The sequence below is a fragment of the Azospirillum sp. FG154 genome, assembly GCF_057809575.1.
The window spans coordinates 193,801-220,265 of record NZ_JBMDKF010000008.1; the positions used below are offsets into that span (position 1 = coordinate 193,801).

Below are 26,465 nucleotides of genomic sequence, written 5' to 3' on the forward strand. Positions count from 1 at the left end.
TCCATCACGCGTCCCGCTTCAATCTGCGCCAAGAATATAAGCGAGCGCAAATGTCAGAAGGTCGGGGGTGCGACGGGCTGTCGCATCCCCCAATCATCCTGACCACGCACAGCGCTCAAAACCCGACGCAGGCCGGGCGCGCGATCTTCTCGGTGCGCATAATCATACACATTCTCTCTTGCGCGCGTCGGTTCCCGACGTAAAATGACCGCTGCGGAATGAAACAGGCGCGTCAACCATGAACAGCCGCGAGTTGATCCGACGGCTTCAAGACGATGGTTGGATTCACACCGACACAACCGGGTCGCACCATCATTTCAAGCACCCGACCAAACCGGGCAAGGTCACGGTTCCTCACCCGAAGCGCGACCTTCCCATCGGCACGGTGAAGAGCGTTCTGCATCAGGCCAAGCTCAAGATTTAAGGTTGTCGATCATGCCCCACTACATCGCCCTGGTTCACAAGGATCCTGACAGCGACTATGGCGTGACGCTGCCGGATTTTCCCGGTTGCGTCAGCGCGGGCGAGACCTTCGACGAGGCCGTGCGCGAAGCGGCGGACGCGCTGTCCGGCCACGCCGCTGGGATGCGCCGTGACGGCGACCCAATTCCACCGCCGCGCTCCCTGGACGCGATCAAGGCCGCCGCCGAAGATTGGATCGTTTGGACCGACGCCGTCGTCGTGGCCATTCCCTTGCTGCCGCCCAGCGGGCGTGCAGTTCGGGTCAACATCACGCTGGATGAACGATTGCTGGCGGAAATCGACGCCGCCACGACCAACCGCTCCGCGTTTCTGGCCGTTGCCGCGCGGCAGGCGCTGGACGCGGCGTCCGCCTGAGCCTTCGACGCTTCTCTCAGAACCCGACGCAGGCCGGGCGCAGGACGATGGCGACCGCCTGTTGTTTGAAGCGCTTTTTGTAGATGTCGGCCAACTCGTGGATTTTGGCGAGCGACGCCGGATCCTGGCCGGTCAGCAGGGTCAAAATCTTGCTCGGCTCGCGCACCAGCCGCCCGGTGGCGCTGTCGCGCCAATGGCCCGCCGCTTCCTGGATGGTCAGCCCGTCGGGAAAGCGCGGGGCGATCTCCGTGTTCACGAAGCGCGCCCACGCCTTGTCGCTCACGCCCAGCCGGTCGCCGATGTTGCGGCCAAAGAACAGCCGCGCCTCCACCATCGGGCTGCCCGACAGCAGGGCGCAGTCGGGGCCGGACGGCGGCGTTTCCGCCGTGGTTTGAGCCAGCGCCCCGCCGCCAAGCGACAGTGGAACCAGCAAGGCCAGAGACAGCAAAGCCGCGCGCATCCTCATCATCGCCCTCCGTTGGAAAACCCGCCCATGATACGCGTTTTCCCGTTCAGCGCGAAGAGATGTCAGGAACTCCCCCACGCGCGCCTTTTCCTTCGCGCTGGTCAGACGCCCGCCGGACGGCTATGGATGGCGCATGGCTTCCGACCCGCCCATCACCGGCATTCGCCCGATCCTCTCCGTCGTTCAGAGCAACGGCGAACGGCTGATCGTGGCCCGGTTGACCAATCTGGGCGGCGGCAGCCAATCGAATCGCTTCGTCCTGCGCCAATCCGATTTCCGCCCGCCCTGGACCCACCCGGACAAGGGCTATTTCGGTTACGCCGAGGTCGCCCGCGCGCTGGACGCCAACGGCTGGCGCGGCTGCAAGATCGAAGCGATGCCCACTGCCGATCTGGAGGAGCGGCGCGCCCGCCTGCTCGCCCGCAAAAAGCTGCATCTGCAATGCGTCGAGGCCGCCATTCGCCGCGTGCAGGAGAGCAACGCGACGTAATCGTCACGCGAAGCCTTCCGGTCGCCGACGACTGCGCCTATATCCCTGACACCGTTTGTCTGGAGGGTGTTTTTATGACCAGCAGTGCCGCCTTGGCTGCAACCGACAGCCCCGATTTGGGCACGCTCCCCGCCTGGGATTTGAACGACCTCTACCCCGGCATGGACGCGCCGGAGTTGAAAGCCGACATCGAGCGCGCCGACGCGGCGGCCAAGGCGTTTCAGGAGCGTTACGCCGGGACCCTGCCCGGCCTGTCGGGCGACGGGCTGGCCGAGGCCATCGCCGCCTATGAGGCCATCGACGAAACGCTGTCGCGCGTCATGTCCTTCGCCAGCCTGACCTACAGCGGCGACATGGCCGATCCGATCATCGGCAAATTCTACCAATCCATGCAGGAGCGGGTGAACGGCGTCTCCGCCCAACTGATCTTCTTCACGCTGGAGATCAACCGGCTGGACGAGGACGACGTGACGGCCAAGCTGGCAGCCTCGCCCGCTCTGGCGCGCTACGCCCCCTGGCTGCGCGACGTCCGCCTCTACCGCGACCACCAGCTTTCCGACGAGGTGGAGCGGTTGCTCCACGAGAAATACGTCGTTGGCCGCGCCGCCTGGAACCGCCTGTTCGACGAGACCATGGCCGGGCTGCGCTTCCCCATCGACGGCAAGGAGCTGACCAGCGCCGAGGCGTTGAACCGCCTGTCCGACCGCGACCCGGCCAAGCGCCGCGAGGCGGGCGAGGTGGTGGGCCGCGTCATGGGCGACAACGCCCGCCTGTTCGCGCTCATCACCAACACGCTGGCCAAGGACAAGGAGATCGAGGACAACTGGCGCCATTACCCGTCGCCGACCTCGGCCCGCAACCTGTCCAACCGGGTGGAGGACGGGGTGGTGGACGCCCTGGTGTCCGCCGTCAAGGCCGCCTACCCCGACCTGTCGCACCGCTATTACGCGATGAAGGCCAAATGGTTCGGTCAGGATCATCTGGATTACTGGGACCGCAACGCCCCCCTGCCCAACGACGCCGACCGGACCATCCGTTGGGACGAGGCGCGCGACATCGTGCTGGGCGCCTATGGCCGCTTTTCGCCGGATCTGGCGCGCTTGGGCCAGCGTTTCTTCGACAACCCGTGGATTGACGCGCCGGTGCGGCCCGGCAAGGCGCCGGGGGCCTTCGCCCATTCCACCGTCCCCAGCGTCCACCCCTATCTGCTGGTCAATTTCCAGGGCAAGACCCGCGACGTCATGACCCTGGCGCACGAGCTGGGGCATGGCGTTCACCAGATCCTGGCCGGGAAGCAGGGGCATTTCCTGTCCGACACGCCGCTGACGCTGGCCGAAACCGCGTCGGTCTTTGGCGAGATGCTGACCTTCCGCGCCCTGCTGGCGGCGGAAACCGACCCGGCCCGCCGCCGCCTGCTGCTGGCGGGCAAGGTGGAGGACATGCTGAACACGGTGGTCCGCCAGATCGCCTTCTTCGATTTTGAACGCCGCGTCCACACCGAACGGCGCGAGGGCGAATTGACCGCCGACCGCATCGGCGAAATCTGGATGGCGGTGCAAACCGAAAGCCTCGGCCCGGCGCTGCGCTTTGACGCGGGCTATCGCCATTACTGGTCCTACATCCCGCACTTCGTCCATTCGCCCTTCTACGTCTACGCCTACGCCTTCGGCGATTGTCTGGTGAACTCGCTTTACGCGGTCTATCAGGACGCCGAACAGGGCTTCGCCGAAAAATATCTGGCGATGCTGACGGCGGGCGGCACCCTGCGCCACCAGGATCTCCTGGCCCCCTTCGGCCTGGACGCCTCCGACCCAGCCTTCTGGCAAAAGGGCCTGACCGTGATTCGCGGCTTCATCGACGAGTTGGAATCCACCCCCGCCTAACCCCTCCCCCACCCAAAACCCTCTCCCCCCACTTTAAACCCTCTCCCCCCCGGGGAGAGGGCAGGGTGAGGGGGAAACGGCGCCGAGACCCAAACGACAGAGAAACCCCTTCCCCCCCACCCCACTTGACCCCGGTCAAGGGCGCGCCCCTCTCTTCCGGCCATCCTGGCCTTCGGACCCCACCCCCGAAGACCATCGCCGCAAGGACGACCCGCGCCATGATCGCGTTCGACGACATCACCCTGGGCCACGCGGTCATGGACCGCGACCACGCCGACTCCCTGGATCTCTGGACCGCCGCCACAGCCGCCCCGGCGGGCGCGCTGGCCCACCCCTTCGCCGCCTTCGCCGCCCATCTGCGCGCCCATTTCGCGCGGGAAGAGGCGCTGATGACCGAACACGGCTTCTTCGCCCTGCACTGCCACAGCGCCGAACACGCCCGCGTACTGGCCGAAATCGCGTCCCTGGACGCCGCCCTCACCCCCGAAACCGAAGACGCCGCCCGCCGCTACCTCCGCTCCGACTTCCCCGACTGGTTCCACAACCACCTCGCCACGATGGACCGGGTGACGGCGGGGTTTTTGGTGGGGGTGGAGAATCCTAACGATTTCTAAATGATATAGAGAGCAGTGGTTGGAAGGAGCTTGGAAAATCCTAGCGGTTGACTTTCTCTCAACAACATGCTCGTGTGGCAGCGTTAAGATTATATATGAAAGAAGAGCGTTGCAAATGAGATCAGAAGATAAAAGACAGTGCCCAAAGCATTATGTGAGTGTTATACGGATAAATGGCCTTTGGGGAGCCAAAAATTTTGTTATCCCTCTTAACAGAGGGGTTAATTTTCTTATTGGCCCCAATGGGACAGGAAAAACAACAATAATAAATTTACTTTCAAGTATACTTCGTGGAGATTTCCGCGCATTATTTGAAATACATTTTTCAAAAATAATTATCGAACTACGCAGCATAGACAATCAAGATGAACCATCCTTTTACATAGCGGCTGAACGTGCAAATAAAAACAACAAAACCGATGATATGGTTATATTGAATATTATTGAAAGTGGAAAAATTGAACCTACAATTTCAGAGAATATATCGCTTGCTTCAGAAAGTTCTCAAACTCCACCATGGAGATTAGGAGCGGCATGGACGAACACCACCCAAGATTCAATTGTTTCATCAAAACTTCGGAATTTCCTTGACAGCCTCTGCCATACGACTTGGCTATCAATCCATAGATCTGAGTTAAAAGCAAAATTATTTGGGGAAAATCAAAGCGACAGCGCTGTCGAAAGACATCTTGCGGATTTGCAACAGCGTTTTCGCGCTTATAATGCTGAGCGCAGTGAAATGGTAAAGAAAGAAGTAAAGGATTTTGAGAAAAATATATTCCTGTCTCTGACTGGCGGAGGAGGATTTCCTAAATTTACATCAGATTTTACCAATAACATATCTATTCCGAAATATCGCGATGTCATAAAGCGTGTTCTAGCCAGTTTAGATATACCGCATCGTCGTTATGAGAAAAATTTTGATGAATTTTTCCGTAAGGCGGAAATTTCCTTGTCAAAGATTCAAGCAAAACAAGGAAGTGCAAATCTCGAAATTGAAGATTTTTTTGTCTTGTCTTCTCTTCTTCAGGCAGAACGAATTGGCGAACATTGGGTAGAATATCAATCAAGAATTGATAAAATCAATCGAGCGAAAACCATTTTTCTCAGCATAACTTCAGACTACTTGCAGCCGAAAAAATCTTATATCAGCAATGACGGCGGGTTGATTTTTTACCGATTTTGGGAAAGCGAGGAAGATCTGAAAGGAGATTCTAAGCCCATTATCCTGCCGACAAGTCAGTTGTCGTCCGGAGAGAAGCAAATGGTTATATTTTTACTGGAAACACTCTTACAAGATGGAAAGCCATATATATTTATTGCTGACGAGCCTGAAATTAGCCTTCATGTCATATGGCAAGAAAAACTCATAAATGCAATACTAACTCTCAACCCTTCATCACAAATAATATTTGCAACTCATTCCCCTGATATTGTTTCAGAATATGCTGATTGTACTATTAATATGCAGGAATATTCGCAAAATGCCTAACGTATTCCTAAGAAGCCGTAGCGGAATAACAAACTTCCACCAATTTACTGGAACTGATTTTACTGCCTACTGCGAAGGCGGCACAAATCAAATTTCCACTTCAGATGCATCTTTGGGTTGCTGCAATGTTTCTGCTGAAGATAGAACATACTGGCACGCAATGTGCAGGTATTTTGCAAAGGAAACTAAGATACATTTCAAGCCAATTGGCTCTTGTATTAAGCTTTCCGAACTCATCATTGAAATAAAAAAAATCAACCCTAGTAATGTTGTGGTTTTTATTGATCGTGACTGGCGTCAATATACTGGAGGAATACATTATGAGAAATTTGTTGTTTATACATTCAGTTATTCATGGGAAAATGATGTCGTGAAGTCTAACAATGTTGCTCACGCCGCCATTAATTTGGCGCACATAGATCATGATAATTTTTCAACTATTTCATTAAACTTTGACTCCTTATTAAAGACATTGCAAGATACTATGAGGGTATCTTTTAAACGCCAAATTGAATCTTTTAACTCTGGCGCAATATTTTTTCCCACTGATTCCAATCTTAACGGGGCTTTGGAAGAGCATAATGGGAAATGTCACATAAACAGATATAGGATATCCAAGATATTTAGGAAAGCAAAATTAAAATATAAATACCTCAGAGAGGCTCCCTCGGCAAAATTATTTCACATCAGCAACTGCCCTGGTCATGTAATGATGGGCATAGCAACAAAGACTATAAGGTGTTACTTGAAAGAAATTGGGGTGCAAATGCCGTTCAGCGATCAACAGATTAGAGCGATGATTATACGAGAGTTCAAAGATAACGTGACAAAAAACATGTCGCGTGATGAGATTTGTTATTATATGAACTCCATAAAAAGAGCATTTACTTACCCATAACGGTACACAGTTACTTAGAACGGATCGCGTAAAATCGGAATTGATTTGAAGCGTGAATCCGCTCGATAAATCAAAGCTTAGAGTATCCGTTATGGACAAGCGGTTTTTTCGCCCCACTTTCGGCCTTTGCTCAAGAGGGCATTGGCGAAGATAACGAGCTTTCGCATAACGGCGGTAATTGCGATCTTTGGAGCTTTCCCGGCGTCGGTGAGACGGCTGTAAAGCTCTTTGAGATTTGGATTGAAGCGAGCGGCGACGAGTGCGGGCATATAGAGGGCCTGGCGCAGGATAGCTCTTCCACCGCGAATATGAGCTTTTCCTTTCCATGTCCCGGACGTCTGGGTCATGGGGGCAAGTCCAGCGAGGCTTGTGGCCTGTTTGGCGTCAATAGCGCCCAATTCTGGCATTTCAATCAGAAGGATTGCGGCTGTCAGTTGACCGACGCCGGGAATGCTGACCAGGATTGCGGCGCGTTTGGCCAGTTCGGCGTCTTCGGCGATGCGTTTGGTGATTTCGGCGTCGATGGCGGCGATGTCAGCCTCCACCTGCTTGATCCTACGGTCGATCATTTTTTCGATCAACGGCAGAAGAGCGATCTTCTGACGGTTCTTCGCAGCGGTCAGATCCTTGGTTAAAGCGCGGCGGGCGAGGAGCAAATCCTTGAGCAGCAGGATATTTTTGCTTTGCGGCGGCGACGGGGTCAGCTCCAGAGCTTTGCCCATCCGGGCCAGCATGGCGGCGTCAACGGCATCGGTCTTGGCGAGCGTTCCGAGGGCTTCGGCAAAACGACGCGCTTGGCGTGGATTGACTTTGACGGTCGGCATCCCGGCGCTGACAAGAGCTTGCTCCATGTCATGCGCGTAACGGCCTGTCGCTTCAAAAACGATGCGGTCGATCGGTGTGGCTTTGATCCAACGGATCAGCGCCTTGTGACCTGTCGTGTCATTGGTGAAGCGCTTGGCGGCTCCATCGGGCAGTCGATGGGCGTCAAGGCTGTCTTTTGAAACGTCGATGCCGATGCTAGAGTTGCTCATCTTTTCCATGTCCTGTGCTTGTCGTGCGGGCCATGACGCCCTGGTATCCGTTCAGGTCTGTGGAAAAGACGGGGGTGATCAAACTCTAACTCGGTCCTTTCGACCAGCGCCGTGACGATCTATCCCCCGCCGCGTGGGGGGGGGGGGGGCCCCCCCCCCCAAGCGGCCCATTCTTGCAGAATGAGCCGAGCGTTCTATAAGACAAGCGCGCGGCGCGGCGTCAGCCCCGCAGCGCGTCCAGCCTTTTCAGATGATCGACGGCGTGATCGACGAAGGCGCGCACCCGGCCCGGCATCAGGCGCGCGGTCGGCACCACCACATGCACCGGCAGGGGCGGCGGTTCGGCGTCCGGCAGCAGGCGGACCAGCGCGCCGCTCGCCAGATCGTCGGCGGCCTGATAGGACAGCGGGCGGGTGATCCCCTGCCCGTCCCGCGCGGCGAACAACGCCGATTCAACGTGGCTGACGATCAGGCGCGGGGTCAACCGCACCACCCGCTCCCGTCCGTCCAACGTGAAGCGCCATTCCGGCGGTCCCCGACGGAGGGCGTTGAAGATGATGGCGTGTCGGTTCAAATCCTCGGGCGTGTCCGGCGCGCCGTGCGCGGCCAGATAGTCCGGGCTGGCGACCAGCATCCGCGTGACCTGCCCGACCCGGCGGGCGACCAGCGCGGAATCGCCAAGCGGGCCGATGCGGATGGCGACGTCCAACTCCTCGTCGATCAGGTCAAGATTGCCGTCGGACAGCGCCAGCTCAACCCGGACGTCAGGATAGGCGCGCATGAAGCCAATGACCAGCGGCGTCACATGCTTGCGCCCGAACATCACCGGGGCCGTCACCCGCAGGCGACCGCGCAAGGGCTGTTCACCGCCCGCCACGATCAACGCCTCGTCATAATCGGCCAGCAGGCGCCGCGCCTGCTCGGCCAACCGCCGCCCGGCCTCGGTCGGGGCCAAATTGCGGGTGGTGCGTTCGATCAGGCGCACGCCCAACCGCTCCTCCAACCCGCCCAGGCCGCGCGTGACCGCCGCCGCCGACCGCCCCAGCCGTTTGGCCGCCCCCGCCAGACTGCCAACGTCGAGAATGGCGACGAACAACGCAAGCTCGTCCAGCCGGTCCATCCATTCTTCCTATTATCGCAAGAGTTCCTTGCGATGAGAGCGCATTCCCCCGTTGACGCGCAAGTGGTTCCCTGTGGCGACGCTTGGTTCCACCCACGGAGTTCCCCGATGCCCGCCCCTGACCTGACCCTCATCACCCTGTGGGGCGGCTCCGGACGCTTGAGCGACGCGCAGGGCGTCGCCGTCCGCCTGCTGGCCTTCATGGACGGTCATCTGGAAAGCCGCGACTGGCTGGTGGGCGACCGCGCGACCATCGCCGACCTCGCCTGCTACGCCTACATCGCGGGGGCGGCGGAGGGCCGCGTCCCGCTTGATCCTCACCCGGCGGTGCGACGCTGGCTGGAGCGGGTCGAGGCTCTGCCAAATTTCCCGCCAATGCCCCACACCCCCATCCCCGAAACCGTTTGACCAGGAAAGACCCGGCCATGGACCAAGATCCGATCATCGACCCCTTCCACGCGGGGGAACGGGAAGCCCAGGCCCGAGCCGGGTTCCGTGTCCCGTCCGCCCCGATCCGCGACGCGCTGACCGCGCAGCACCGTGATTTTTATCCCCTGCTGCCCGCCTTGTTGGTCGCTGCCCCCGACGCGGCGGGCGCGCCCAGCGCCGGGATGCTGACCGGGGCGCCGGGCTTCGTCTCCTCCCCGGATCCGCGCCTGTTGCGGGTCCGGCCCAGCCACGCGGCGTGGGACGTCCACCTTCGGCCCGGCGCGCCGGTTGGGATCCTCGGCATTGATCTGGCGACCCGACGGCGCAACCGGGCCAGCGGCTTGGCCGTCGCCGTCGCGGGCCATGGCTTCGACCTCGCCATTGAGCAAAGCTTCGGCAACTGCCCGCAATACATTCAAGGGCGCCTGGTGGAAACGGACAGGGCCACCACCGCCACCGCCCGCGCGGCCCTGAACGGGCTGGACGACGACGCCCGCCGCATGATCGCCAGGGCCGACACCTTCTTCGTCGCGTCCACCTCGGAGGCAGGACCGAACGGCGCCCCCGACGTCTCGCACCGAGGGGGTCCGGCGGGCTTCGTCCGCGTCGAGGGCGACCGGCTGCGGATTCCGGACTATTCCGGCAACCGCTATTTCAACACGCTGGGAAACTTCGTTCTGAACCCGCAAGCAGGACTGCTGTTCCTCGACTTCGTGACCGGCGACGCGCTGCATCTGACCGGAAGGGTCAGCGTCGATTGGAAAGCGCCCGACGATCTGCCGGGCGCGCAACGGTCCTGGACCCTAATGGTCGAGCGGGGATGGCGGCAACCCGCCGCCATCCCCCTGCGCTGGAGTTTTCGGGACCAGTCCCCAGCGACTCTGCGCATCGCCGGAGCGGGCTGACCAAATCACCGCATCGCGCCGTCCAGCTTGGCCTTCCACAGGCCGTTGGCGAGCGCTCCGGTCATCCACTGGTCAACCGCTTGCTTCAGCGCCGGATCCTTGCGCAGCAGATAGGCGTTCTCGAAATGGGTGAAGGGCGAGGCCACCGGCACGGCGCACAGGACGCCGCCGCTCAGTTTGGCCTGCAAATCAGCCTCGATGCCGTCCGTCACCATCACGTCGGCCTTGTCGGCGGCGATTTGGCCGAAGATCGTCTTGTTGTCCGGCCACACCTCGATCGGGGCCTTGGTGAAGGTTTGACGGGCGAACTTCTCGTTGGTGCCACCGGGGTTCACGACGACGCGGGTGGTCGGCTGGTCAATGGCCTCCACCGTGGTGAATTTCTCCTTGTCGGCGCAGCGGGCGATGGGGCGCTTGCCGTCGCTGACGTTGGGAACCGAGAAATCGCCCGCCGCCGCCCGGTCGGCGTTGACCGTGATGCCGCCCAGCGCGACGTCGAACTTCTCGGCCTTGAAATCCTCCAACAGCGTCTTCCAGGTCGTCGGCACGAACTCGGCCTTCACGCCAAGCGCCGTCGCCAGCTCCTTCGCCATTTCAATGTCGGCGCCAATCAGCGCGCCGTCGGCCCCCTTGTAGCTGAAGGGTTTGTAATCGCCGGTGGTGCCGACGCGCAGAACGCCCGTTTGTTTGATCGTCTGCAAGGCGCCGTCGGCGGCCTGCGCGTGGAAAGGAACAGCGGCCATGGTGGCGACGCTCACCAACAGCCCGGCCAAGAACAATCTCATCGTGAAATCCCCGTATCGATTGGTGATGGGCCGGTTTCCTCCCGGCCCTTGTGCTGCCGTCGGCGATCTCCGCCGCCGCGACATCCAACAGTATGGAGCATGCGCCGCGCAAGAAACTGTTCAAAAAGGCCATGAACGGAACAAACAGCGCAAAATCCTTGCGGAAACCCACCGGGTTTTGGCGTTTCATTCACCACAGGAATCGCCACACAGCGTGGTCGCCCCGCCGCCGGAAATGTGGTTCGATGACGGTTTGATGACGCCAACGAAGGAAAGCGCCGATGAGTCAGTCCACGGAAACAGGTCGTTGGGTGCGCGCGCTGTCGGGCGCGCTGGTCCTCTGCGCGCTGACGCTGCCGGTTATGGCTGCTGATCCGGTCGGGCCGAACGACCTGCTGAACGCTGAACTGTGGATGCAGCGTTCGGTCGAATACAAGGCAACCGCCCTGTCGGTCTACGCGCTGGGCAAGCTCCGGCTGGACGAGGCGTTGGCTGACAAGACTTGGACGGCGGCGACCGAACAGACCGGAGCCTTCCAGGATCTGCCCCCCGCCGTCATCCTCGATCTTGACGAAACGGCGATGGACAACTCCGCCTACCAAACCGGGTTGATCGCCACCAACAGCGATTTTTCGTCGAAGACCTGGGACGCCTGGGTGAAAGCGGAAAAGGCCACCGCCGTTCCGGGCGCGGTCGAATTCACCCAATACGCCGAATCCAAAGGTGTGAAGGTCTTCTACGTCACCAACCGCAACGCCGACCAAGAGGAACCCACGCGCCGCAACGCCCAAGCTCTGGGTTTCCCCATGGGCGGCAACGTCGACACCTTTCTGATGTCGAAAGAAAAGGCGGATTGGGGATCCGCCAAGGGAACCCGACGCGCTTACATCGCCAAAGATTACCGGATCCTGCTGCTGTTCGGCGATAATTTCGGCGATTTCTCCGACGCCTACAACGGCGGCGAGGCCGAACGGTTGACCGCCTTCACCGCCGCCAAGACCCATTTTGGCCATGATTGGCTGATGCTGCCCAACCCCGGCTACGGCTCGTTCGAGAGCGCGCCGTATCAGCACAATTTCAAACTGTCCGCCGAGGAAAAACGAGCCAAGAAGATCGGCGCGCTGGAACCCTGGACGCCGCCCGCCCCCTGACAAACGCCCTCCCCCCTTGTTCCCGCGTTGGGCAAGGGGGGAGCATCGCTCACACCGTCAGGTATTTGCGGACGTCTTCGTCGTTCAACGCCATCCGGCTGCCCGCCAGCGCCACTTCGCCCCGCTCCATCACCGTCCAATCGTCGGCCAGATCGCGAGCGAAGTCAAAATACTGCTCGACCAGCACAATCGCCATGTCGCCCTTGTCGCGCAAATAGGAAATCGCCCGACCGATGTCCTTGATGATGGAGGGCTGAATGCCCTCCGTCGGTTCGTCCAACACCAGCAGGCGCGGGCGCGTCACCAGGGCGCGGCCAATCGCCAATTGCTGTTGCTGCCCGCCCGACAAATCGCCGCCGCGCCGCTCCAGCATCGAATCGAGCACCGGAAACAGCTCGAACACCTCGTCGGGGATGGATCGTTTGCCGCGCGGCAAGGGGGCGTAGCCGGTCAGCAGATTTTCCCGCACCGTCAGCAACGGGAAAATCTCGCGCCCCTGCGGAACATAGGCGATGCCGCGCCGCGCCCGGTCGGCGGCGGCGAGCTTGGTGACGTCGGCCCCGTCCCAGTTGATCGTCCCGCCGCTGATCGGCTTCAACCCGACGATGGCGCGCAGAAGGCTGGATTTCCCCACCCCGTTGCGCCCGACCAGACAGGTGACTTTGCCGACCTCCGCCGTCATGGAGACGCCGCGCAGCGCCTGGGCCGCGCCGTAATGAAGATCGACCGAACGAACGTCCAGCATGTGCGTTTCCTTCCTCAACCCGGCGTCAACGGCCCAGATACACGTCGATGACCTGCTGGTTGGCGCTGACCGAATCCAACGATCCTTCGGCCAGAACCGACCCTTCGGCCAGAACCGTGACCTTGACCCCCAACGCCCGGACAAAACTCATGTCGTGTTCGACGACGATGACCGAATGCTTGCCCGCGATGTCGCAGAGCAGGCGGGCGGTCTGTTCGGTTTCGGCGTCGGTCATGCCCGCCACCGGCTCGTCCACCAGCAGCAGTTTGGGATCCTGGGCCAGCAGCATGCCGATCTCCAGCCACTGCTTTTCCCCGTGGGACAGGCTGCCGGCCAGACGGTCGCGCTTGGGCGACAGACGGGTGATGTCGAGGATGTCCTCGATCCGCGCCCGGTCCTCGCGGCTGATGGCGTAGGTCAGCGTCTTCAGCGGGCTGCGCGGGGCCTTCAGCGCCAGTTCCAGATTGTCCCACACGCTGTGCGGCTCGAACACCGTCGGGCGCTGGAACTTGCGGCCAATGCCGAGGTTGGCGATGGACGCCTCGCGCAGCTTGGTCAGGTCGGTTTCGCCTTCAAACAGGATGGTTCCGTGGTCGGGCCGGGTCTTGCCGGTGATGACGTCCATCATCGTCGTCTTGCCCGCCCCGTTCGGCCCGATGATCGCCCGCATTTCGCCGGGCATCATCGTCAGCGACAGGTTGTTCAGCGCCCGGAACCCGTCGAAGCTGACCGACACGCCGTCAAGGTAGAGAAGAGTGTCTTCCGCGCTCATGGCTCACATCCCCTTCTGATCGGCGGTTTTTCCGTTCGGCGCGTTTTTGCCCTTGGCGCTGGGCAGACGGGCGGTCAGTTGCGCCCACAACCCCAACAGCCCCTTGGGCAGGAACAGCGTCACCAGCACGAACAGGCCGCCCAGCGCGAACAGCCAGAATTCGGGCAGCGCGCCGGTGAAATAGCTTTTGCCGAAATTGACCAGAACCGCGCCCAGGATCGCGCCCGCCAGCGTGCCGCGCCCGCCGACGGCGACCCAAATCACCGCCTCGATGGAGCTGGCCGGGGCGAATTCCGACGGGTTGATGATGCCGACCTGCGGGACGTACAAGGCCCCCGCCACGCCCGCCATGCAGGCCGACAGCGTCCAGGCGAACAGCTTGTAGGATTCGGTGTTGTAGCCCAGGAAGCGAACGCGGCTTTCGGTATCACGAATAGCCACCAGCACCTTGCCGAGCTTCGACGCGATGATGCCCGACGCGATCATGTAGGACAAGGCCAACGCCGCGATGGTCGCCAGGAACAGGCCGACGCGGGTGCCCGGCGCCTGAATGTCGAAGCCCAAGATTTCCTTGAAGTCGGTCAGCCCGTTGTTGCCGCCAAAGCCCATGTCGTTGCGGAAAAAGGCCAACAGCAGGGCGAAGGTCAACGCCTGGGTGATGATCGACAGATAGACGCCGGTGACGCGGCTGCGGAAGGCGAACCAGCCGAAGGCGAAGGCCAGCGCGCCCGGAACCACCAAAACCATGACCGCCGCGAACCAGAAATGATCGAAGCCCAGCCAGTACCAGGGCAACTCCTTCCAGTTCAGGAAGACCATGAAGTCGGGCAGGATCGGGTTGCCATAGACGCCGCGCGGCCCGATCTGGCGCATCAGATACATGCCCATGGCGTAGCCGCCCAGCGCGAAGAAGGCGGCGTGTCCCAAGGACAGGATGCCGACATAGCCCCACACCAGATCCAGCGCCAGCGCCAGCAGCGCGAAGCACAGATATTTGCCGAGCAGCGAGACGGTGAAGATCGAGAGATGCCAGGGCGAGCCTTCCGGCACGATCAGCGTCATCACCGGGACCAGCACGGCCATCAGGGCCAGCACGGTCAGGACGAGTCCGGCCTTGCGGTCCAGCCCCATCAGAAAAAAGCGCGTCAGCATCGATCAGGCCTCCACCGCCCGGCCCTTCAGCGCGAAGAGACCGCGCGGACGCCGCTGAATGAACAGGATGATGAAAATCAGAACCAGGATCTTGCCCAGCACCGCCCCGGCGTAAGGCTCCAGGAATTTGTTGAGCGACCCCAGCGCCAGCGCGCCGACCAGCGTGCCCCACAGATTGCCGACGCCGCCGAACACCACCACCATGAAGCTGTCGATGATGTAGCTCTGGCCCAGATTGGGGCTGACATTGTCGATCTGGCTCAAGGCGACCCCGGCCAACCCGGCGATGCCGGAGCCAAGCCCGAAGGTCAGCGCGTCCACCCGCGCGGTGCGGATGCCCATGGCGTTGGCCATCGGGCGATTCTGCGTCACCGCGCGGATCGACAGGCCGAACCACGTCCGTTTCAGCGCGACCAACAGGGCGGCGAAGACGGCGAAGGCGAAGACGACGATCCACAACCGGCCATAGGTGATGGTCAGGCCGCCCAACTCAAACGCGCCGGACATCCAGCTTGGCGCGCTGACCTCGCGGTTGGTCGGCCCAAAGAGGGAGCGCACCGCCTGTTGCAGCGCCAGCGACAGGCCCCAGGTCGCCAGCAGGGTTTCCAGCGGACGGCCATAAAGCCAGCGGATCACGCTGCGCTCGATGATGACGCCGACCCCGCCCGACACCAGAAAGGCGGCGGGCAACGCCAGCAGGACCGACAGATCGGTCAGACCGGGCGCGTAGGTCCGCAAGCCCTGCTGGACCAGAAAGGTGGTGTAGGCCCCGATCATCACCATTTCGCCATGGGCCATGTTGATGACGCCCATCACGCCGAAGGTGACGGCCAGCCCAATCGCCGCCAGCAGCAGCACCGAGCCGAGCGACAGCCCGTACCAGAGATTTTGCAGCGCCCCCCAGAACAGCAGCTTTTGTTCAACCGTGGCCATGGCGGCGGCGGCGGCGGTCTTGGCGGCGTCGGACGCGCCCGAGGCGGCGATCATCGACAACAGCGCCAGCGCGTCGCGGTCGCCGCGTCCGGCCAAGGTGGCGACGGCGGCCTGGGTGTCGGCGTCCGACGCCCCGGCGGTCAGGATCACGGCGGCGCGCGCCTGCTCCATCGCCCGGCGGATGCGCTCGTCCTTTTCCTTGGCGAGCGCGGTGTTGAGCGCGTCCAGCGCGTTGGCGTCGCGGCTCTTGAACACCGCGTCGGCGGCGGAACGGCGAACGGCGGGATCGGGACTCATCAGGGTCAGCGCGCCCAGCGCGGCGCTGATGGCCCGGCGCAGCGCGTTGTTGACCTTGATCTTGTCGATGGCGCCGGCGGCGGCCTCGCCCAGCGCCGCGCCGCTCAGGGGATCGGTCAGGGCGTAGCCCGCTCCGGCCTTGCGGGCGATGACGACCAGACCATCGGCCTTGCGGACATAGAGATCGCCCGCCTGAAGCGCCTCGATCACCGGAACGGCGGCGGGGTCGCCCGCGTCGGACAGTTGGTTCAACGCCTTTTCGGTGCCGGAATAACCGCCGCCGCCCATCGTTTGGACCAGCGGACGGAGATCGGCGGCCAGCGCGGCGGATGTGGTGGCGATGGCCACACAAGCGGCCATGAGCCAGCGGAGAGCGCGTCGCATCGCGGATCCTTCGTTGGGCGTGGGGAGTGTCGCAAATGGAGAAACGCTTGCCCCCTCCCCGGCCCTCCCCCGCTTATGCGTGAGAGGGGGCCTGTTCCCCTCCACCGCGCAAGCGGGGGAGGGTTAGGGAGGGGGCAAGCGTTGGAACACCTCAGATCAAGTGGTCAGAACCGAACCGCTCAGGTCCCCTTGCCGCCGCACTTGCCGGTCTTCACGTTGAAGTTGCCGCAGGACAGGGGCTTGCGCCAATCGGAGATCAGGTCCTTGCTGTCCGGCAGGAAATCCGACCACTCGTCGCCGGGGACCAGGCCCGGGGTCTTGGAGACGGTCTCGAACTGGCCGTTCTCCTGCACTTCGCCGATCAGGACCGGCTTGGTGATGTGGTGGTTCGGCAGCATCGCCGAATAGCCGCCGGTCAGGTTGGGAACCGCGACGCCGATCATGCTGTCGATCACCGCGTCCGGGGCCACCGTGCCCGCCGCCTCGACCGCCTTCACCCACATGTTGAAGCCGATGTAGTGGGCTTCCATCGGGTCGTTGGTCACGCGCTTGTCGTTCTTGGTGAAGGCCTTCCAGCTCTTGATGAACTCGGCGTTGATCGGGGTGTCCACCGACTGGAAATAGTTCCAGGCGGCCAGATGGCCCAGCAGCGGCTTGGTGTCGATGCCCGCCAGCTCTTCTTCGCCGACGGAGAAGGCGACGACCGGGATGTCCTGCGCCTTGATCCCCTGGTTGCCCAATTCCTTATAGAAGGGAACGTTGGCGTCGCCGTTGATGGTCGAGACGACGGCGGTCTTCTTGCCGGCCGAACCGAACTTCTTGATGTCGGCGACGATGGATTGCCAATCGGAATGACCGAACGGCGTGTAGTTGATCTTGATGTCTTCGTCCTTGACGCCCTTGCCCTTCAGGTAGGCTTCCAGGATCTTGTTGGTCGTGCGCGGGTAGACATAGTCCGTGCCCGCCAGCACCCAACGCTGAACCTTCTCCTTCGACATCAGGTAATCGACCGCCGGGATCGCCTGCTGGTTCGGGGCGGCGCCGGTGTAGAAGACGTTGCGCGAGGATTCTTCACCCTCATACTGCACTGGGTAGAACAGCAGGCCGTTCAGCTCCTCGAACACCGGCAGCACCGACTTGCGGCTGACCGAGGTCCAGCAGCCGAACACGGCGGCGACCTTGTCCTTGGTCAGCAGCTCGCGGGCCTTTTCGGCGAACAGCGGCCAGTTGGAGGCCGGATCGACCACCACGGCTTCCAGCTTCTTGCCGAGAACGCCGCCCTTCTTGTTCTGCTCGTCGATCAGCATCAGCATGACGTCTTTCAGCGTGGTCTCGCTGATCGCCATGGTGCCGGACAGGGAGTGCAGAATGCCGACCTTGATGGTGTCGTCCGCCGCCTGGGCCGAACCCGCCAACGCGCCCATCGCCAGACCGGCCAGCGCGCTGATCCCGAACGTCGCAACCCGTCCCGTCATTCCCCGCCCCATCGTCTGCTGAATCGTCCGCATGAAGTTGCCCCCTATCTTCTGCCGCCCCGCTTGGCGCGGAGCCTCACGAAATTGTCAAAACGGAGGCTATCGCGGGTGCGAAGAGACGTATCTACGTCAAATGCCCCATATGGGCGGCGCGGCGTGCCGACGGCGGGACGCAGGTTGGAAACGCGAAAGATTTTCCCGCTTCATGGAATAACAACGCGCGGCGAACGTCACATTCTGGAAGCTGTTCTTTGATCGACCACATGAACAGGACGGCGCATGGCGCATCGGCGCGCGGCGCAGTGCAGCCGACACCAAATGTCACTTGCGCCGACGTGGGTCTTGACCGAACTATAGCCTGCTCATTCTTTCGCCGTTCACGATCTGGTCTCCCGAACCATGCTGTATGATCGCCACCTGCTCATCGGACGTTACGCCGCCGTTGGAATCGCGGGCTGCCTGATTGGCGCGCTGGTCGGCGGAACAGCGATGGCCGGAACCGCCACGACGCGCGCCACACCGGCGGCCGCCCCGGTTCCGCTGGTGCAATCCTGGGCCTTGCGGCTGGAGCAGCGGGCGAACGACCTTCAGAACGCCCCCAAAGTGACGGCGACCCGCATCGGCTATGGCGCGGTGGTGAAAAAGGGCGACGGCGGTTTCATCGAGACGGTGGCCCCCGCGCTGGACGTGCCGACCGACGTCGTGGAAGCGGCGTCGCCCTATCCGACGGTGGACGCCGCCCCGCCGGTGGTCTTCCATGTGCGCTCGCCGCTGGCCGACCGCGTCGGCAAGGTGGCGCGGCGGTTGATCGAGCTTGGCCATCTGCCGCCCGACCAATGGACCGACAGCTTCGAGGATCCGTTGGAGAACGCCGTGCGCGCCTTCCAGATCGTCGAGGGCTTGCAGCCCGACGGCAAGGTCGGCGAGGTGACGCGCCAAGCCCTGGACCGCACCCCGGAGCAGGCCGCCGCGATGATGCGGCGCGCCGCCGCCGCCATGCGGGCGCAACAGGCGTCCATCCCCGACACCGCCGTTCTGGTCAATTTGCCCAGCCAGACCGTGACCTACATCGAGCATGGCCGCCCGGTCTTCACCATGCGCGCCGTGGTCGGTCGCCCCTCGCGCAAAACGCCCTTGCTTCAGGACAAGATCACCAGCGTCACCATCAACCCGACCTGGACGGTCCCCCCCACCGTGCTGAACGAAGACAAGCTGCCGGTTCTCCGCAAAAAGGGAACCACCGGCATCAAGAACGCCGTCGTCTATCTGGACGGCAACGAAGTCGCCACCGCCTCCGTCAATTGGTGGGCGGTCGATCCAGGCCGGATCCGCATCGTCCAGAAACCGGGCGACGACAACGCGCTGGGCCGGTTCCGCTTCAATCTGACCAACGGCGATGGCATCTTTCTGCACGGCACCAACGACCCGCGCCTGTTCAGCCGCGACATGCGCGCCGCCAGTTCGGGCTGCGTCCGCTTGGAAGACGCCCGGAAGATGGCCAACACGCTGTTGACCCCCGCAAAGCTGTCCCCCACCGCCGTCGCCCAACAGCTCGACACCGGCGAAACCAAGACCGTCCGCCTGCCCAACGCCATCCCCGTGCGCTTCGTCTCTTGGAACGCCTCGGTTGACACCGACGGCACGGTGCGCGTGCATCCCGACATCTACGAAGACGCGCCCAGCCAGCCGCCCACGACCACCCCAGCCAAACCCCGCCCAATGACGAAACCGGCGGTGCTGCCCGTTCCCCCGCCGCAAGTTGGCCCGGTGTCCTCAGCGACCGTCCGCAACCTCGCCGCCCCACCCATCACCGCCACACGGATGTGATCGTCCGCCTTCCCAGCGTGACGGAGACCGCATGACCGACCACAGCTTGATCGCCCGGATCGACCATTTCGTTCTGACCGTCGCCTCCATTGACGCGACCTGCGCCTTTTATGGCCGCGTTTTGGGCATGGAGACCGTGACTTTCGCCGGAGGACGCAAGGCCCTCGCCTTCGGCCAACAGAAGATCAACCTGCACGAGGTGGGGCGGGAGTTTGAGCCGAAAGCCCACCGCCCGACCAGCGGCTCCGGTGATTTCTGCCTGATTTCCAACACGCCGCTCGACACGATCATCGCGCATCTTTGCGCGCAGGGCGTCGTGATCGAACTTGGCCCCGTTGACCGCACCGGGGCTATGGGACCGCTGCGTTCCGTCTATTTTCGCGACCCCGATGGCAATTTGGTCGAAGTGTCGAACCAGATCGTCATCTCTTAACAGTCAAGCCGCCGGATCGAACAACGGTTCCGGCAGACCTGGCGCCGCGACCGGCAAAGCGAACAAACCACCAGACTGTGGAAAACGCTCCAACTCGTCCGCCGGACGCCCGGCGGACGCTGTGGTCAAATAGAGAGTCCGGCGATCCGCCCCGCCAAACGCCACCATGGTTGGGCAGCGGGCGGGAACCGGATGTTCAGACAGCAACACGCCGGTTGGAGCGTAGCGTTGCACCCTCCCCCCTTCATACAGCGCGGTCCAGTAACACCCCTCCGAATCCACCGCCGCGCCGTCCGGACGGCCTCGATCATCGTCGGTCGGCTGAAGCCGGACGAAGATCTCCCGATCCGACAGATCCCCTGTCGCCAGGTCGTAATGATAGCGGTAGACCGTAAAAGTCGGGGTGTCAGAATGATACAGCGTTCGCCCATCCGGGCTGAAGGCCAGACCATTGGAGGTCAAAAGACCGCCCGCCAACGCCGCCAACCCCCGGCGGTCAAAACGGTAGAGGTGTGCCTTGCCGCCCGCCTTCGGCTCGTCCAACGTGCCCGCCAGGAAGCGGCCCGCCGGATCCGCCCGCCCGTCGTTGAAACGGCTGGTCGCCGTGTCTTCAGGGTTGGCCGCCATCTGTTCGACCAGCGCGCCCGCCGCGTCCAACCGCCACAGGCCCGACCTCATCCCAGCCAGAAAGCCGCCCCCCTTCCGCAAGGCCAGACAAGCGATGTCTTCGGGCATCGCAACAGCCCGGTTGGAACCCTCGGACGGATCGAAACGGTTCAGCGTTCGCCCCTTGATGTCGACCCAATAGAGCGCCTGTTCATCCGCTGACCAGAGCGGGCATTCCCCCAGCTTCGCGCGCGCGTCTAGAACGCAGGAAAAGGATTGGCCGGTGGTCATGGGACAAGCGCCTCATCAAGGGGATTCGACATTGGAACGCGCGAGATTGGCCGGGGTTCGGCCAACAATCAAGCCTGCGTCACGACAGTCCCATTGGCCCTCGGCGACTCGTCATCCGCTTTCGCGGCAAGACAGCGGTTCATCTCCCGAAACAGCACCGCTCGGTCAATGGGTTTCGCGACATAGCCGTTCATGCCGACCGCCTTGCAACGGGCGACATCCTCGGGGAAGGTGTTGGCGGTCAGCGCGATGATCGGCGTCCGGTTGGTGGGGAACGTCATGTCCCGAATGATTTTCGTCGCGGTCAGCCCGTCCATCACCGGCATGTTGACGTCCATCAACACCAGATCAAAGGCCTCCCGTCGCATCGCCGCCACCGCCGCCGCCCCATCTTCCACCTCCACGACGCCGTGCTTGGCCTGCTTCAGCAGGGTGACGACCAGCAGGCGGTTCATCTCGACATCCTCAGCCACCAGAATCCGCAGCCCTTCGGGCAACGCCGCGTCAACCAGCGGGGGCGCGGCGGGCAAATTTGGCAAAGCGGCGGCGGGAAGCGACAGCGGAGGCGGCGGTGGACGGCCTGTCGTCACCATCGAACGGCCCACGTTCGGCGTCGCGGGGCGCAGCGCGTCCAGCCGTTGCTGCAACTCAGCCGGATCATAGGGTTTGGCGATGACGTCATAACCGGCCTGGGCCGCGTCGTCGGCGATCACCGCGTGAGCGGAGAAGCCGGACGCCAACAGAACCGCCAAATTCGGGCGCAGCCGTCGCGCCTCACGGGCCAGTTCCGCTCCATTCATCCCCGGCGGCATCACAATGTCGCTGAACAAAAGATCAAGCGGAGCGGACTGGCGCAAAATCGCCAAAGCCTCATTGGCGTTGGCCGCGCCAAGCACCTGATGCCCCCAATTCCGCAGCAGAGCGACGCCGCTGTCGCGAATCGTCGGGTCATCTTCGACCATCAAAATCGACAGGGAAGCGCGCGGCGCCAGCGGCGGCGCAACCCTGCGCCCGGCCTCGTCCGCGACCCGATCTGGGGCGAAGCGCGCCACAGCGACCGTTCCCTGCCCTTGCGCGCTCGACAACGTCAGCGTCCCGCCATGAAGCTCCATCAGCCGCTGGGTCAGCGGCAAGCCCGCAGCACGGCGTGGCCCCGCCCGATTCTCCGAGACGTCCTCCCGCTCGAACGCCCGCAGCATCGGCGGCGCATCCGACTCCGCCGTTCCCATGCCGTTGTCGCGCACCTGAAGCCGCAACGCCCCATCAGCGTCCAACGATGTTTCGACATCCACCCGCCCGCCGGTCGGCGTGTGTTTCATCGCGTTGGACAGAAGATTCAGCAAAATCTGACGGACGCGCTTCTCGTCGCCCCGCAGATAGCGCGCCGCCGGATCGACCGAGGCGACGATCTGAACGCCCACGCGCCCCGCCCGCTGCGCCAAGAGCCGGATGGCGAAGGTCGTGGCCTGTTCCAAATCCACGGTTTCGTCGTCGAGAACCAGTTGCCCCGCTTCAGCCCGGACATTGTCCAGGATCTCGTTGATAAGCTCCAGAAGATGCTGGCCGCTGTCACGGATGTTGAGGGCGAAATCCTTGTAGAACGGGTTGCTGATCGGCCCTTCCGACTCCCGCGCGATCAGATCGGCGAAGCCGATCACCGCGTTCATCGGCGTGCGCAACTCATGGCTCAGACTGGCGAGAAACTCGCTTTTGGAGCGATTCGCGGCGTCGGCGGCCCGCCGAGCGTCGCAAAGCTCCGCCTCCATCACCTTGCGGGCCGTGATGTCCCGTTCGACGCTGACGCACTCCAGCGGCGCTCCCCAATCATCCATCACCAGACGGATCGCCGCCTCGATCCACACCCACCGGCCATCGGCATGACGAAGCCGATAGACGACCGTCATGGTCGGTTGGCTGCGCGTCAGGCCCGACAACCCATCGGCCACCGTCGCCAGATCATCCGGATGAACCCGCTCCACCAACGGGCGCCCGATCATCTCCGCCGAATCGCACCCCAGACACGCGCGCACGCCGTCAGAGCAATAAAGGCGCGCCCCGTTCAGGTCCAGCCGCCCGACGATGTCGGACACGCTGTCGGCCAACAACCGATAGCGCGCCTCGCTGTCCCGCATCGCCCCCTCCGCCTCGTTGCGGCGGGTGATGTCGCGAGCGTTGACCGAGATGATGGCGATGGCGCCGTCGTCCCCCTGAATCGGCGTCTGGGACACCTCCCAGCGGCGGGGGACTCCATGGATGACTCCGTCCTCTTCAAAGCGGGTCGCAGCCCCCGCGTCGACGCAGCTTTGCAAGTCGCGGCTTGTCTTTTCCGCCAGAGTGGGGGGAAGAAAGGCGCTCAGTCCTTTGCCCTCCACGCGTTCCGCCGTCGTGTTCCACGCCAACAGAGCCGCCGCGTTGGCCCACCGCACGACAAAGGAGCCATCCCCAACGACCCGAACGATGAACAGCCGGTCGCTGGAATGATCGAAAACAGCGCGCAGCGTGGCTTCGCTCTCGGCCATCCGACGGGATTGAGCGGCAAACTGCCGCCGCAGCCGCCAATAGAACAGCAGCGCGAGCGCCAGAAACCCGATGGTGAACGCCAGGGTGATGATGATGTCCATTCCCATGCCACCCCCCTGCCCCAGCCCGCCGCGACGCGCCAAAAACGCCGCAATGATGATCGTCCCTAAAATGTCTACACGCACTGCTCGACAAGCAAAAGACTCAAACACCTACATTCTTCATCGGGATTGATCCATCGGTGTTTCAAGTATCCTTCCGGTTGATGCATAATTCCCGGCGTGGTTGAAGGGGAAGGTTGAAGCCCCGACGAGCAGTGTCTTACTCTGGATCTGCCCCCTTGCCCTATCCTTGCGAAGCATACGATAATATGTTCTTCCCTGATCTTGCCTCCTGACCTATGTCCAAAGGCGTTCTCATGCCGCTGGCGGTTTTTTCGCAAAGCTTGGTCGCCCGCACGACCGCCTCGGCGGCGTTGTTGGTCTCGATTTTGATCGCGGTCCCCATGGTGGTGCTGATCCAGGCCGATGTGCGCAGCACACGCGCGGAGCTGGCCATTCGGGCGGAGCTGGCGACAAAGATCGTTCTGGACGAGGTCGCCAACGCGCTGTGGGATCTCGACCCGGAGGAGGCGCTGACCGCGCTGACCCCATTGCGGTCGGTCGACGCCTTTGCCGAAGCCGTGATTCTGGGAAGCTATGGCGAGCGCTTTGCCGCGTACCGGAAGCCTGGAACAGGTCCGCTGTCCGACGAAGCTTCCACCACCGCCGTAGTCCCTCTCGAACATTTGGACCGCCTCGGCAACAAACGCACAATCGGCGCCATGCTGCTCCGTTTGGACGCCTCGCCCACCAACGCCGCCATTCGCCACGACGTGGCGATGCTCAGCGGCATTGGCGTCGGCATCCTTCTCTTCCTGGTCATTGGCGTGGTCTGGGCGACGCGCGGCGTCACCGCGCCGATCGCCGCCATGACCCGGACGATGACCGATCTGGCGGCCGGCGACGTCTCCGTCGCCGTGCCGGGACGGCACCGCGACGATGAGATTGGCCGGATGGCGACAGCCTTGCGAATCTTCCGTCAAAACGCCATTGATCTGCGCTTGGCCAAGGAACGGGCGGAGCAGGCGGTCGCGTCCAAGGCGAAATTCATGGCCGCCGCCAGTCACGACCTGCGGCAACCCGCGCAATCGCTGCTGATGCTGACCGCCTTGCTGCGCACGACCGCAAAGACGCCCGACGTCGCCGATTCCGCGCAAAAGATCGAGCAGGTGGTGATGAACCTCAAGCAGTTGCTGGACGAACTGCTGGAAGTTTCCCGGCTCGACGCCGGAGGCGTGGCCGTGACGATGGGCGTCCATGACGTCGGCGACCTGTTCCAGGCGCTCGACACCCAATTTGGCCCTGTCGCCCGAAACAAAGGGCTGACGCTGACCGTCTCGCCCATGCGCGCCAGCATCGTCACCGACCGCGTGCTGCTGCTGCGTCTGATGAGCAATTTGATCGACAACGCCATTCGCTACACCCTGTCGGGGTCCATTCAGATCGTCGGGTTGGAGGTTGGCAGTCAAATCATTCTTGAGGTTCGCGACAGCGGCATCGGCATTCCCGAAGACCGCTTGGATGCGATTTGGGAAGAGTTCCACCAGCTTGGCAACCCGGAGCGCAACCGCGACAATGGCATTGGGTTGGGCTTGTCCATCGTCAAACGGTTGGCCGCCACGCTCAATCACCCGGTGAAGGTCCGTTCAGTCCTTGGCAAGGGATCGGTGTTTTCCGTCGCCGTTCCCCTGGCCGCCAAACTGGCCCACCCGCCGGAGCCGCCAGCCGTTCGTCTGGAACCCGTTCCCGCCTCTCCCGTCTCCCCGGCCTCTCCCACCCTCGCGGCCAACAGCGTCGCGGTTCTGGTCATCGATGACGATCCTTTCGTGCTGAACGGATTGTCGCTCTTTCTCGCCAACGAGGGGCATCGGGTCCACGGCGTGTCCACCGCCGCGCAAGGCGTGCAGGATGTCCAGGACGGTCTGTTCAAACCGGACGTCATCGTTGCCGACTATCATCTGTCGGCGACGGACACCGGCATCGACTTCATCAACCGTCTCTGGATGTTGCTGGGAATCCGCATTCCGGCGATCCTGATTTCCGGTCGCCTCGACAGCGTCGTCACCGGCCAGGCCGCCGATTTGGGCATCACCGTCGTGGCCAAACCCATCATGCCGGATGTGTTGTCGCGGCTGGTCGCCGAGCTTCCCCGAACGCATTGATTGAGAAAATCATCAGCCGCCATAACAATCTGGCGTCGATCCTTTGGATGGCTTGCGTTCGCCACCGAACAGCCTACCCTTCATCATGCCCCATCACGCAGCGTCGCGGATTCTATCCGTGTCAAGGGATCCCTGCGTTCGGGCAAACCTCAACCGATGGAGAATCGCTGTGCAGACCATGTCGATCACTCACAACCAGCGCGCGCGCGAGGTCATTGCCCGGTTCGATTTCAGCCCCGTTTTGCGCTGGGCGCTGTCCAAAGGCATGCCGCCTCACACCGCCGACATCGCCTTGAACCAACTCAAACTCTTTCTGATCGCCTGCGCGGAACACCCGAACACCGATCTGGCGCCGCCCTCGTCCGCTTGCGATGAGTTGTGGCACGAATTCATTGTTGCCGACACCCGCAGCTATTGCCGCTTTTGTGACGCCGTGTATGGAGAGTATCTGCACCACAACGGCGCGACCGCATCGCCAGAGCGCCTAACCGCCGCTCGCCAGAACAGCGCCCTTTTGCTTGGCCTTCCCGCAACCGCCGACTGCTTGCGCGAGGCGCAAGGCGCCGACGGCTCGCGCGCGCCGCAAGGCGTCGATTGTCTGCGCGAGGCCGTCGCCCCGGATTGTTTGCGGGAGGCGTCGCCCGCGCGCGTCTGACCGCGTGG

General features: G+C 62.4%; 26 protein-coding genes. 15 read left to right on the forward strand and 11 right to left on the reverse strand.

Translation table 11 applies throughout. The features are described 5' to 3' along the window. Positions 1 to 238 precede the first annotated feature (238 nt). Together ACODS4_RS12180 and ACODS4_RS12185 are read left to right on the forward strand one after the other, a co-directional pair. Positions 239 to 424, forward strand: coding sequence for a type II toxin-antitoxin system HicA family toxin (locus tag ACODS4_RS12180; RefSeq protein WP_298370603.1), 186 nt, complete (start codon positions 239 to 241; stop codon positions 422 to 424). Positions 425 to 435: 11 nt separating this feature from the next. Then, the gene (locus ACODS4_RS12185) at positions 436 to 837 is read left to right on the forward strand and encodes a type II toxin-antitoxin system HicB family antitoxin (protein WP_488863922.1); all 402 of its coding nucleotides are present in this window, start codon (positions 436 to 438) and stop codon (positions 835 to 837) included. A 16-nt stretch (positions 838 to 853) separates the two neighbouring features. Here the strand turns inward: ACODS4_RS12185 and ACODS4_RS12190 are convergent, their stop codons facing one another. Next, complete coding sequence (locus ACODS4_RS12190; RefSeq protein WP_488863924.1) at positions 854 to 1,306, reverse strand: DUF3574 domain-containing protein; 453 nt, start codon at positions 1,304 to 1,306, stop codon at positions 854 to 856. A 130-nt stretch (positions 1,307 to 1,436) separates the two neighbouring features. Between ACODS4_RS12190 and ACODS4_RS12195 the strand changes: the two genes are divergently transcribed. The 5 genes from ACODS4_RS12195 (at position 1,437) to ACODS4_RS12215 (ending at position 6,680) form a co-directional block, all read left to right on the forward strand. Next, positions 1,437 to 1,793 (forward strand): hypothetical protein, encoded by a 357-nt coding sequence (locus ACODS4_RS12195; protein ID WP_488863926.1) that lies wholly within the window; start codon positions 1,437 to 1,439, stop codon positions 1,791 to 1,793. A gap of 74 nt (positions 1,794 to 1,867) precedes the next feature. Then, positions 1,868 to 3,676, forward strand: coding sequence for a M3 family oligoendopeptidase (locus ACODS4_RS12200; RefSeq protein WP_488863928.1), 1,809 nt, complete (start codon positions 1,868 to 1,870; stop codon positions 3,674 to 3,676). Between the two features lie 218 nt (positions 3,677 to 3,894). After that, positions 3,895 to 4,290, forward strand: a complete 396-nt coding sequence (locus tag ACODS4_RS12205; protein WP_488863930.1) for a bacteriohemerythrin — start codon at positions 3,895 to 3,897, stop codon at positions 4,288 to 4,290. Positions 4,291 to 4,405: 115 nt separating this feature from the next. After that, entirely contained in the window at positions 4,406 to 5,782 is a 1,377-nt protein-coding gene (locus ACODS4_RS12210) for an AAA family ATPase (protein ID WP_488863932.1), read from the forward strand. Beyond that, complete coding sequence (locus tag ACODS4_RS12215) at positions 5,775 to 6,680, forward strand: hypothetical protein (RefSeq protein WP_488863934.1); 906 nt, start codon at positions 5,775 to 5,777, stop codon at positions 6,678 to 6,680. Before ACODS4_RS12210 ends, ACODS4_RS12215 begins: the two co-directional genes overlap by 8 nt. Before the next feature lie 89 nt (positions 6,681 to 6,769). On the opposite strand, the gene ACODS4_RS12220 is transcribed toward ACODS4_RS12215, so the two are convergent. Next, positions 6,770 to 7,714 carry an IS110 family RNA-guided transposase gene (locus tag ACODS4_RS12220; RefSeq protein WP_488863936.1) on the reverse strand — a complete coding sequence of 315 codons (945 nt, stop codon included), beginning with the start codon at positions 7,712 to 7,714 and terminating at the stop codon, positions 6,770 to 6,772. A gap of 220 nt (positions 7,715 to 7,934) precedes the next feature. Next, the gene (locus tag ACODS4_RS12225) at positions 7,935 to 8,834 is read right to left on the reverse strand and encodes a LysR family transcriptional regulator (RefSeq protein WP_488863938.1); all 900 of its coding nucleotides are present in this window, start codon (positions 8,832 to 8,834) and stop codon (positions 7,935 to 7,937) included. Positions 8,835 to 8,942: 108 nt separating this feature from the next. Between ACODS4_RS12225 and ACODS4_RS12230 the strand changes: the two genes are divergently transcribed. Further along, on the forward strand, positions 8,943 to 9,242 hold the full coding sequence (locus ACODS4_RS12230; RefSeq protein WP_488863940.1) for a glutathione binding-like protein: 300 nt from the start codon (positions 8,943 to 8,945) through the stop codon (positions 9,240 to 9,242). 17 nt (positions 9,243 to 9,259) lie between these two features. Continuing rightward, positions 9,260 to 10,168, forward strand: coding sequence for a pyridoxamine 5'-phosphate oxidase family protein (locus ACODS4_RS12235; RefSeq protein ID WP_488863942.1), 909 nt, complete (start codon positions 9,260 to 9,262; stop codon positions 10,166 to 10,168). 5 nt (positions 10,169 to 10,173) lie between these two features. On the opposite strand, the gene ACODS4_RS12240 is transcribed toward ACODS4_RS12235, so the two are convergent. Beyond that, on the reverse strand, positions 10,174 to 10,911 hold the full coding sequence (locus ACODS4_RS12240; RefSeq protein WP_488863944.1) for a transporter substrate-binding domain-containing protein: 738 nt from the start codon (positions 10,909 to 10,911) through the stop codon (positions 10,174 to 10,176). On the opposite strand from ACODS4_RS12240, the gene ACODS4_RS12245 reads away from it, so the two are divergent. Both ACODS4_RS12245 and ACODS4_RS12250 read left to right on the forward strand, forming a co-directional pair. Beyond that, a complete protein-coding gene (locus ACODS4_RS12245; protein WP_488863946.1) occupies positions 10,910 to 11,326 on the forward strand; it encodes a hypothetical protein in 417 nt (138 codons plus the stop codon). The two genes, ACODS4_RS12240 and ACODS4_RS12245, sit on opposite strands and share 2 nt — an antisense overlap. Next, positions 11,235 to 12,104, forward strand: a complete 870-nt coding sequence (locus tag ACODS4_RS12250; RefSeq protein WP_488863948.1) for a 5'-nucleotidase, lipoprotein e(P4) family — start codon at positions 11,235 to 11,237, stop codon at positions 12,102 to 12,104. Before ACODS4_RS12245 ends, ACODS4_RS12250 begins: the two co-directional genes overlap by 92 nt. Before the next feature lie 49 nt (positions 12,105 to 12,153). On the opposite strand, the gene urtE is transcribed toward ACODS4_RS12250, so the two are convergent. The 5 genes from urtE to urtA form a co-directional block, all read right to left on the reverse strand. After that, positions 12,154 to 12,849, reverse strand: a complete 696-nt coding sequence (gene urtE / locus ACODS4_RS12255) for an urea ABC transporter ATP-binding subunit UrtE (protein ID WP_488863950.1) — start codon at positions 12,847 to 12,849, stop codon at positions 12,154 to 12,156. A gap of 25 nt (positions 12,850 to 12,874) precedes the next feature. Then, positions 12,875 to 13,621, reverse strand: a complete 747-nt coding sequence (gene urtD / locus ACODS4_RS12260; RefSeq protein WP_119833649.1) for an urea ABC transporter ATP-binding protein UrtD — start codon at positions 13,619 to 13,621, stop codon at positions 12,875 to 12,877. Positions 13,622 to 13,624: 3 nt separating this feature from the next. Continuing rightward, the gene (gene urtC, locus ACODS4_RS12265; protein ID WP_488863952.1) at positions 13,625 to 14,773 is read right to left on the reverse strand and encodes an urea ABC transporter permease subunit UrtC; all 1,149 of its coding nucleotides are present in this window, start codon (positions 14,771 to 14,773) and stop codon (positions 13,625 to 13,627) included. A 3-nt stretch (positions 14,774 to 14,776) separates the two neighbouring features. Further along, positions 14,777 to 16,387: an urea ABC transporter permease subunit UrtB gene (urtB, locus tag ACODS4_RS12270; protein WP_488863954.1), complete on the reverse strand. Its 1,611-nt coding sequence runs from the start codon at positions 16,385 to 16,387 to the stop codon at positions 14,777 to 14,779. Positions 16,388 to 16,566: 179 nt separating this feature from the next. Next, positions 16,567 to 17,895 (reverse strand): urea ABC transporter substrate-binding protein, encoded by a 1,329-nt coding sequence (gene urtA, locus ACODS4_RS12275; RefSeq protein WP_298375199.1) that lies wholly within the window; start codon positions 17,893 to 17,895, stop codon positions 16,567 to 16,569. A 366-nt stretch (positions 17,896 to 18,261) separates the two neighbouring features. Between urtA and ACODS4_RS12280 the strand changes: the two genes are divergently transcribed. Further along, positions 18,262 to 19,689 carry a L,D-transpeptidase family protein gene (locus tag ACODS4_RS12280; protein ID WP_488863956.1) on the forward strand — a complete coding sequence of 476 codons (1,428 nt, stop codon included), beginning with the start codon at positions 18,262 to 18,264 and terminating at the stop codon, positions 19,687 to 19,689. Between the two features lie 31 nt (positions 19,690 to 19,720). Continuing rightward, positions 19,721 to 20,122 carry a VOC family protein gene (locus ACODS4_RS12285; RefSeq protein ID WP_488863958.1) on the forward strand — a complete coding sequence of 134 codons (402 nt, stop codon included), beginning with the start codon at positions 19,721 to 19,723 and terminating at the stop codon, positions 20,120 to 20,122. A 3-nt stretch (positions 20,123 to 20,125) separates the two neighbouring features. Here ACODS4_RS12285 and ACODS4_RS12290 read toward each other — a convergent pair whose 3' ends face one another. Then, positions 20,126 to 21,019 carry an SMP-30/gluconolactonase/LRE family protein gene (locus ACODS4_RS12290; protein ID WP_488863960.1) on the reverse strand — a complete coding sequence of 298 codons (894 nt, stop codon included), beginning with the start codon at positions 21,017 to 21,019 and terminating at the stop codon, positions 20,126 to 20,128. A 68-nt stretch (positions 21,020 to 21,087) separates the two neighbouring features. Continuing rightward, the gene (locus tag ACODS4_RS12295; RefSeq protein WP_488863962.1) at positions 21,088 to 23,646 is read right to left on the reverse strand and encodes a hybrid sensor histidine kinase/response regulator; all 2,559 of its coding nucleotides are present in this window, start codon (positions 23,644 to 23,646) and stop codon (positions 21,088 to 21,090) included. A 311-nt stretch (positions 23,647 to 23,957) separates the two neighbouring features. Here ACODS4_RS12295 and ACODS4_RS12300 point away from each other — a divergent pair, with 311 nt between their 5' ends. Continuing rightward, entirely contained in the window at positions 23,958 to 25,802 is a 1,845-nt protein-coding gene (locus ACODS4_RS12300) for a hybrid sensor histidine kinase/response regulator (protein ID WP_488863964.1), read from the forward strand. Between the two features lie 178 nt (positions 25,803 to 25,980). Then, the gene (locus ACODS4_RS12305; protein WP_488863993.1) at positions 25,981 to 26,457 is read left to right on the forward strand and encodes a glycine-rich domain-containing protein; all 477 of its coding nucleotides are present in this window, start codon (positions 25,981 to 25,983) and stop codon (positions 26,455 to 26,457) included. The last annotated feature ends 8 nt before the right edge of the window (positions 26,458 to 26,465 follow it).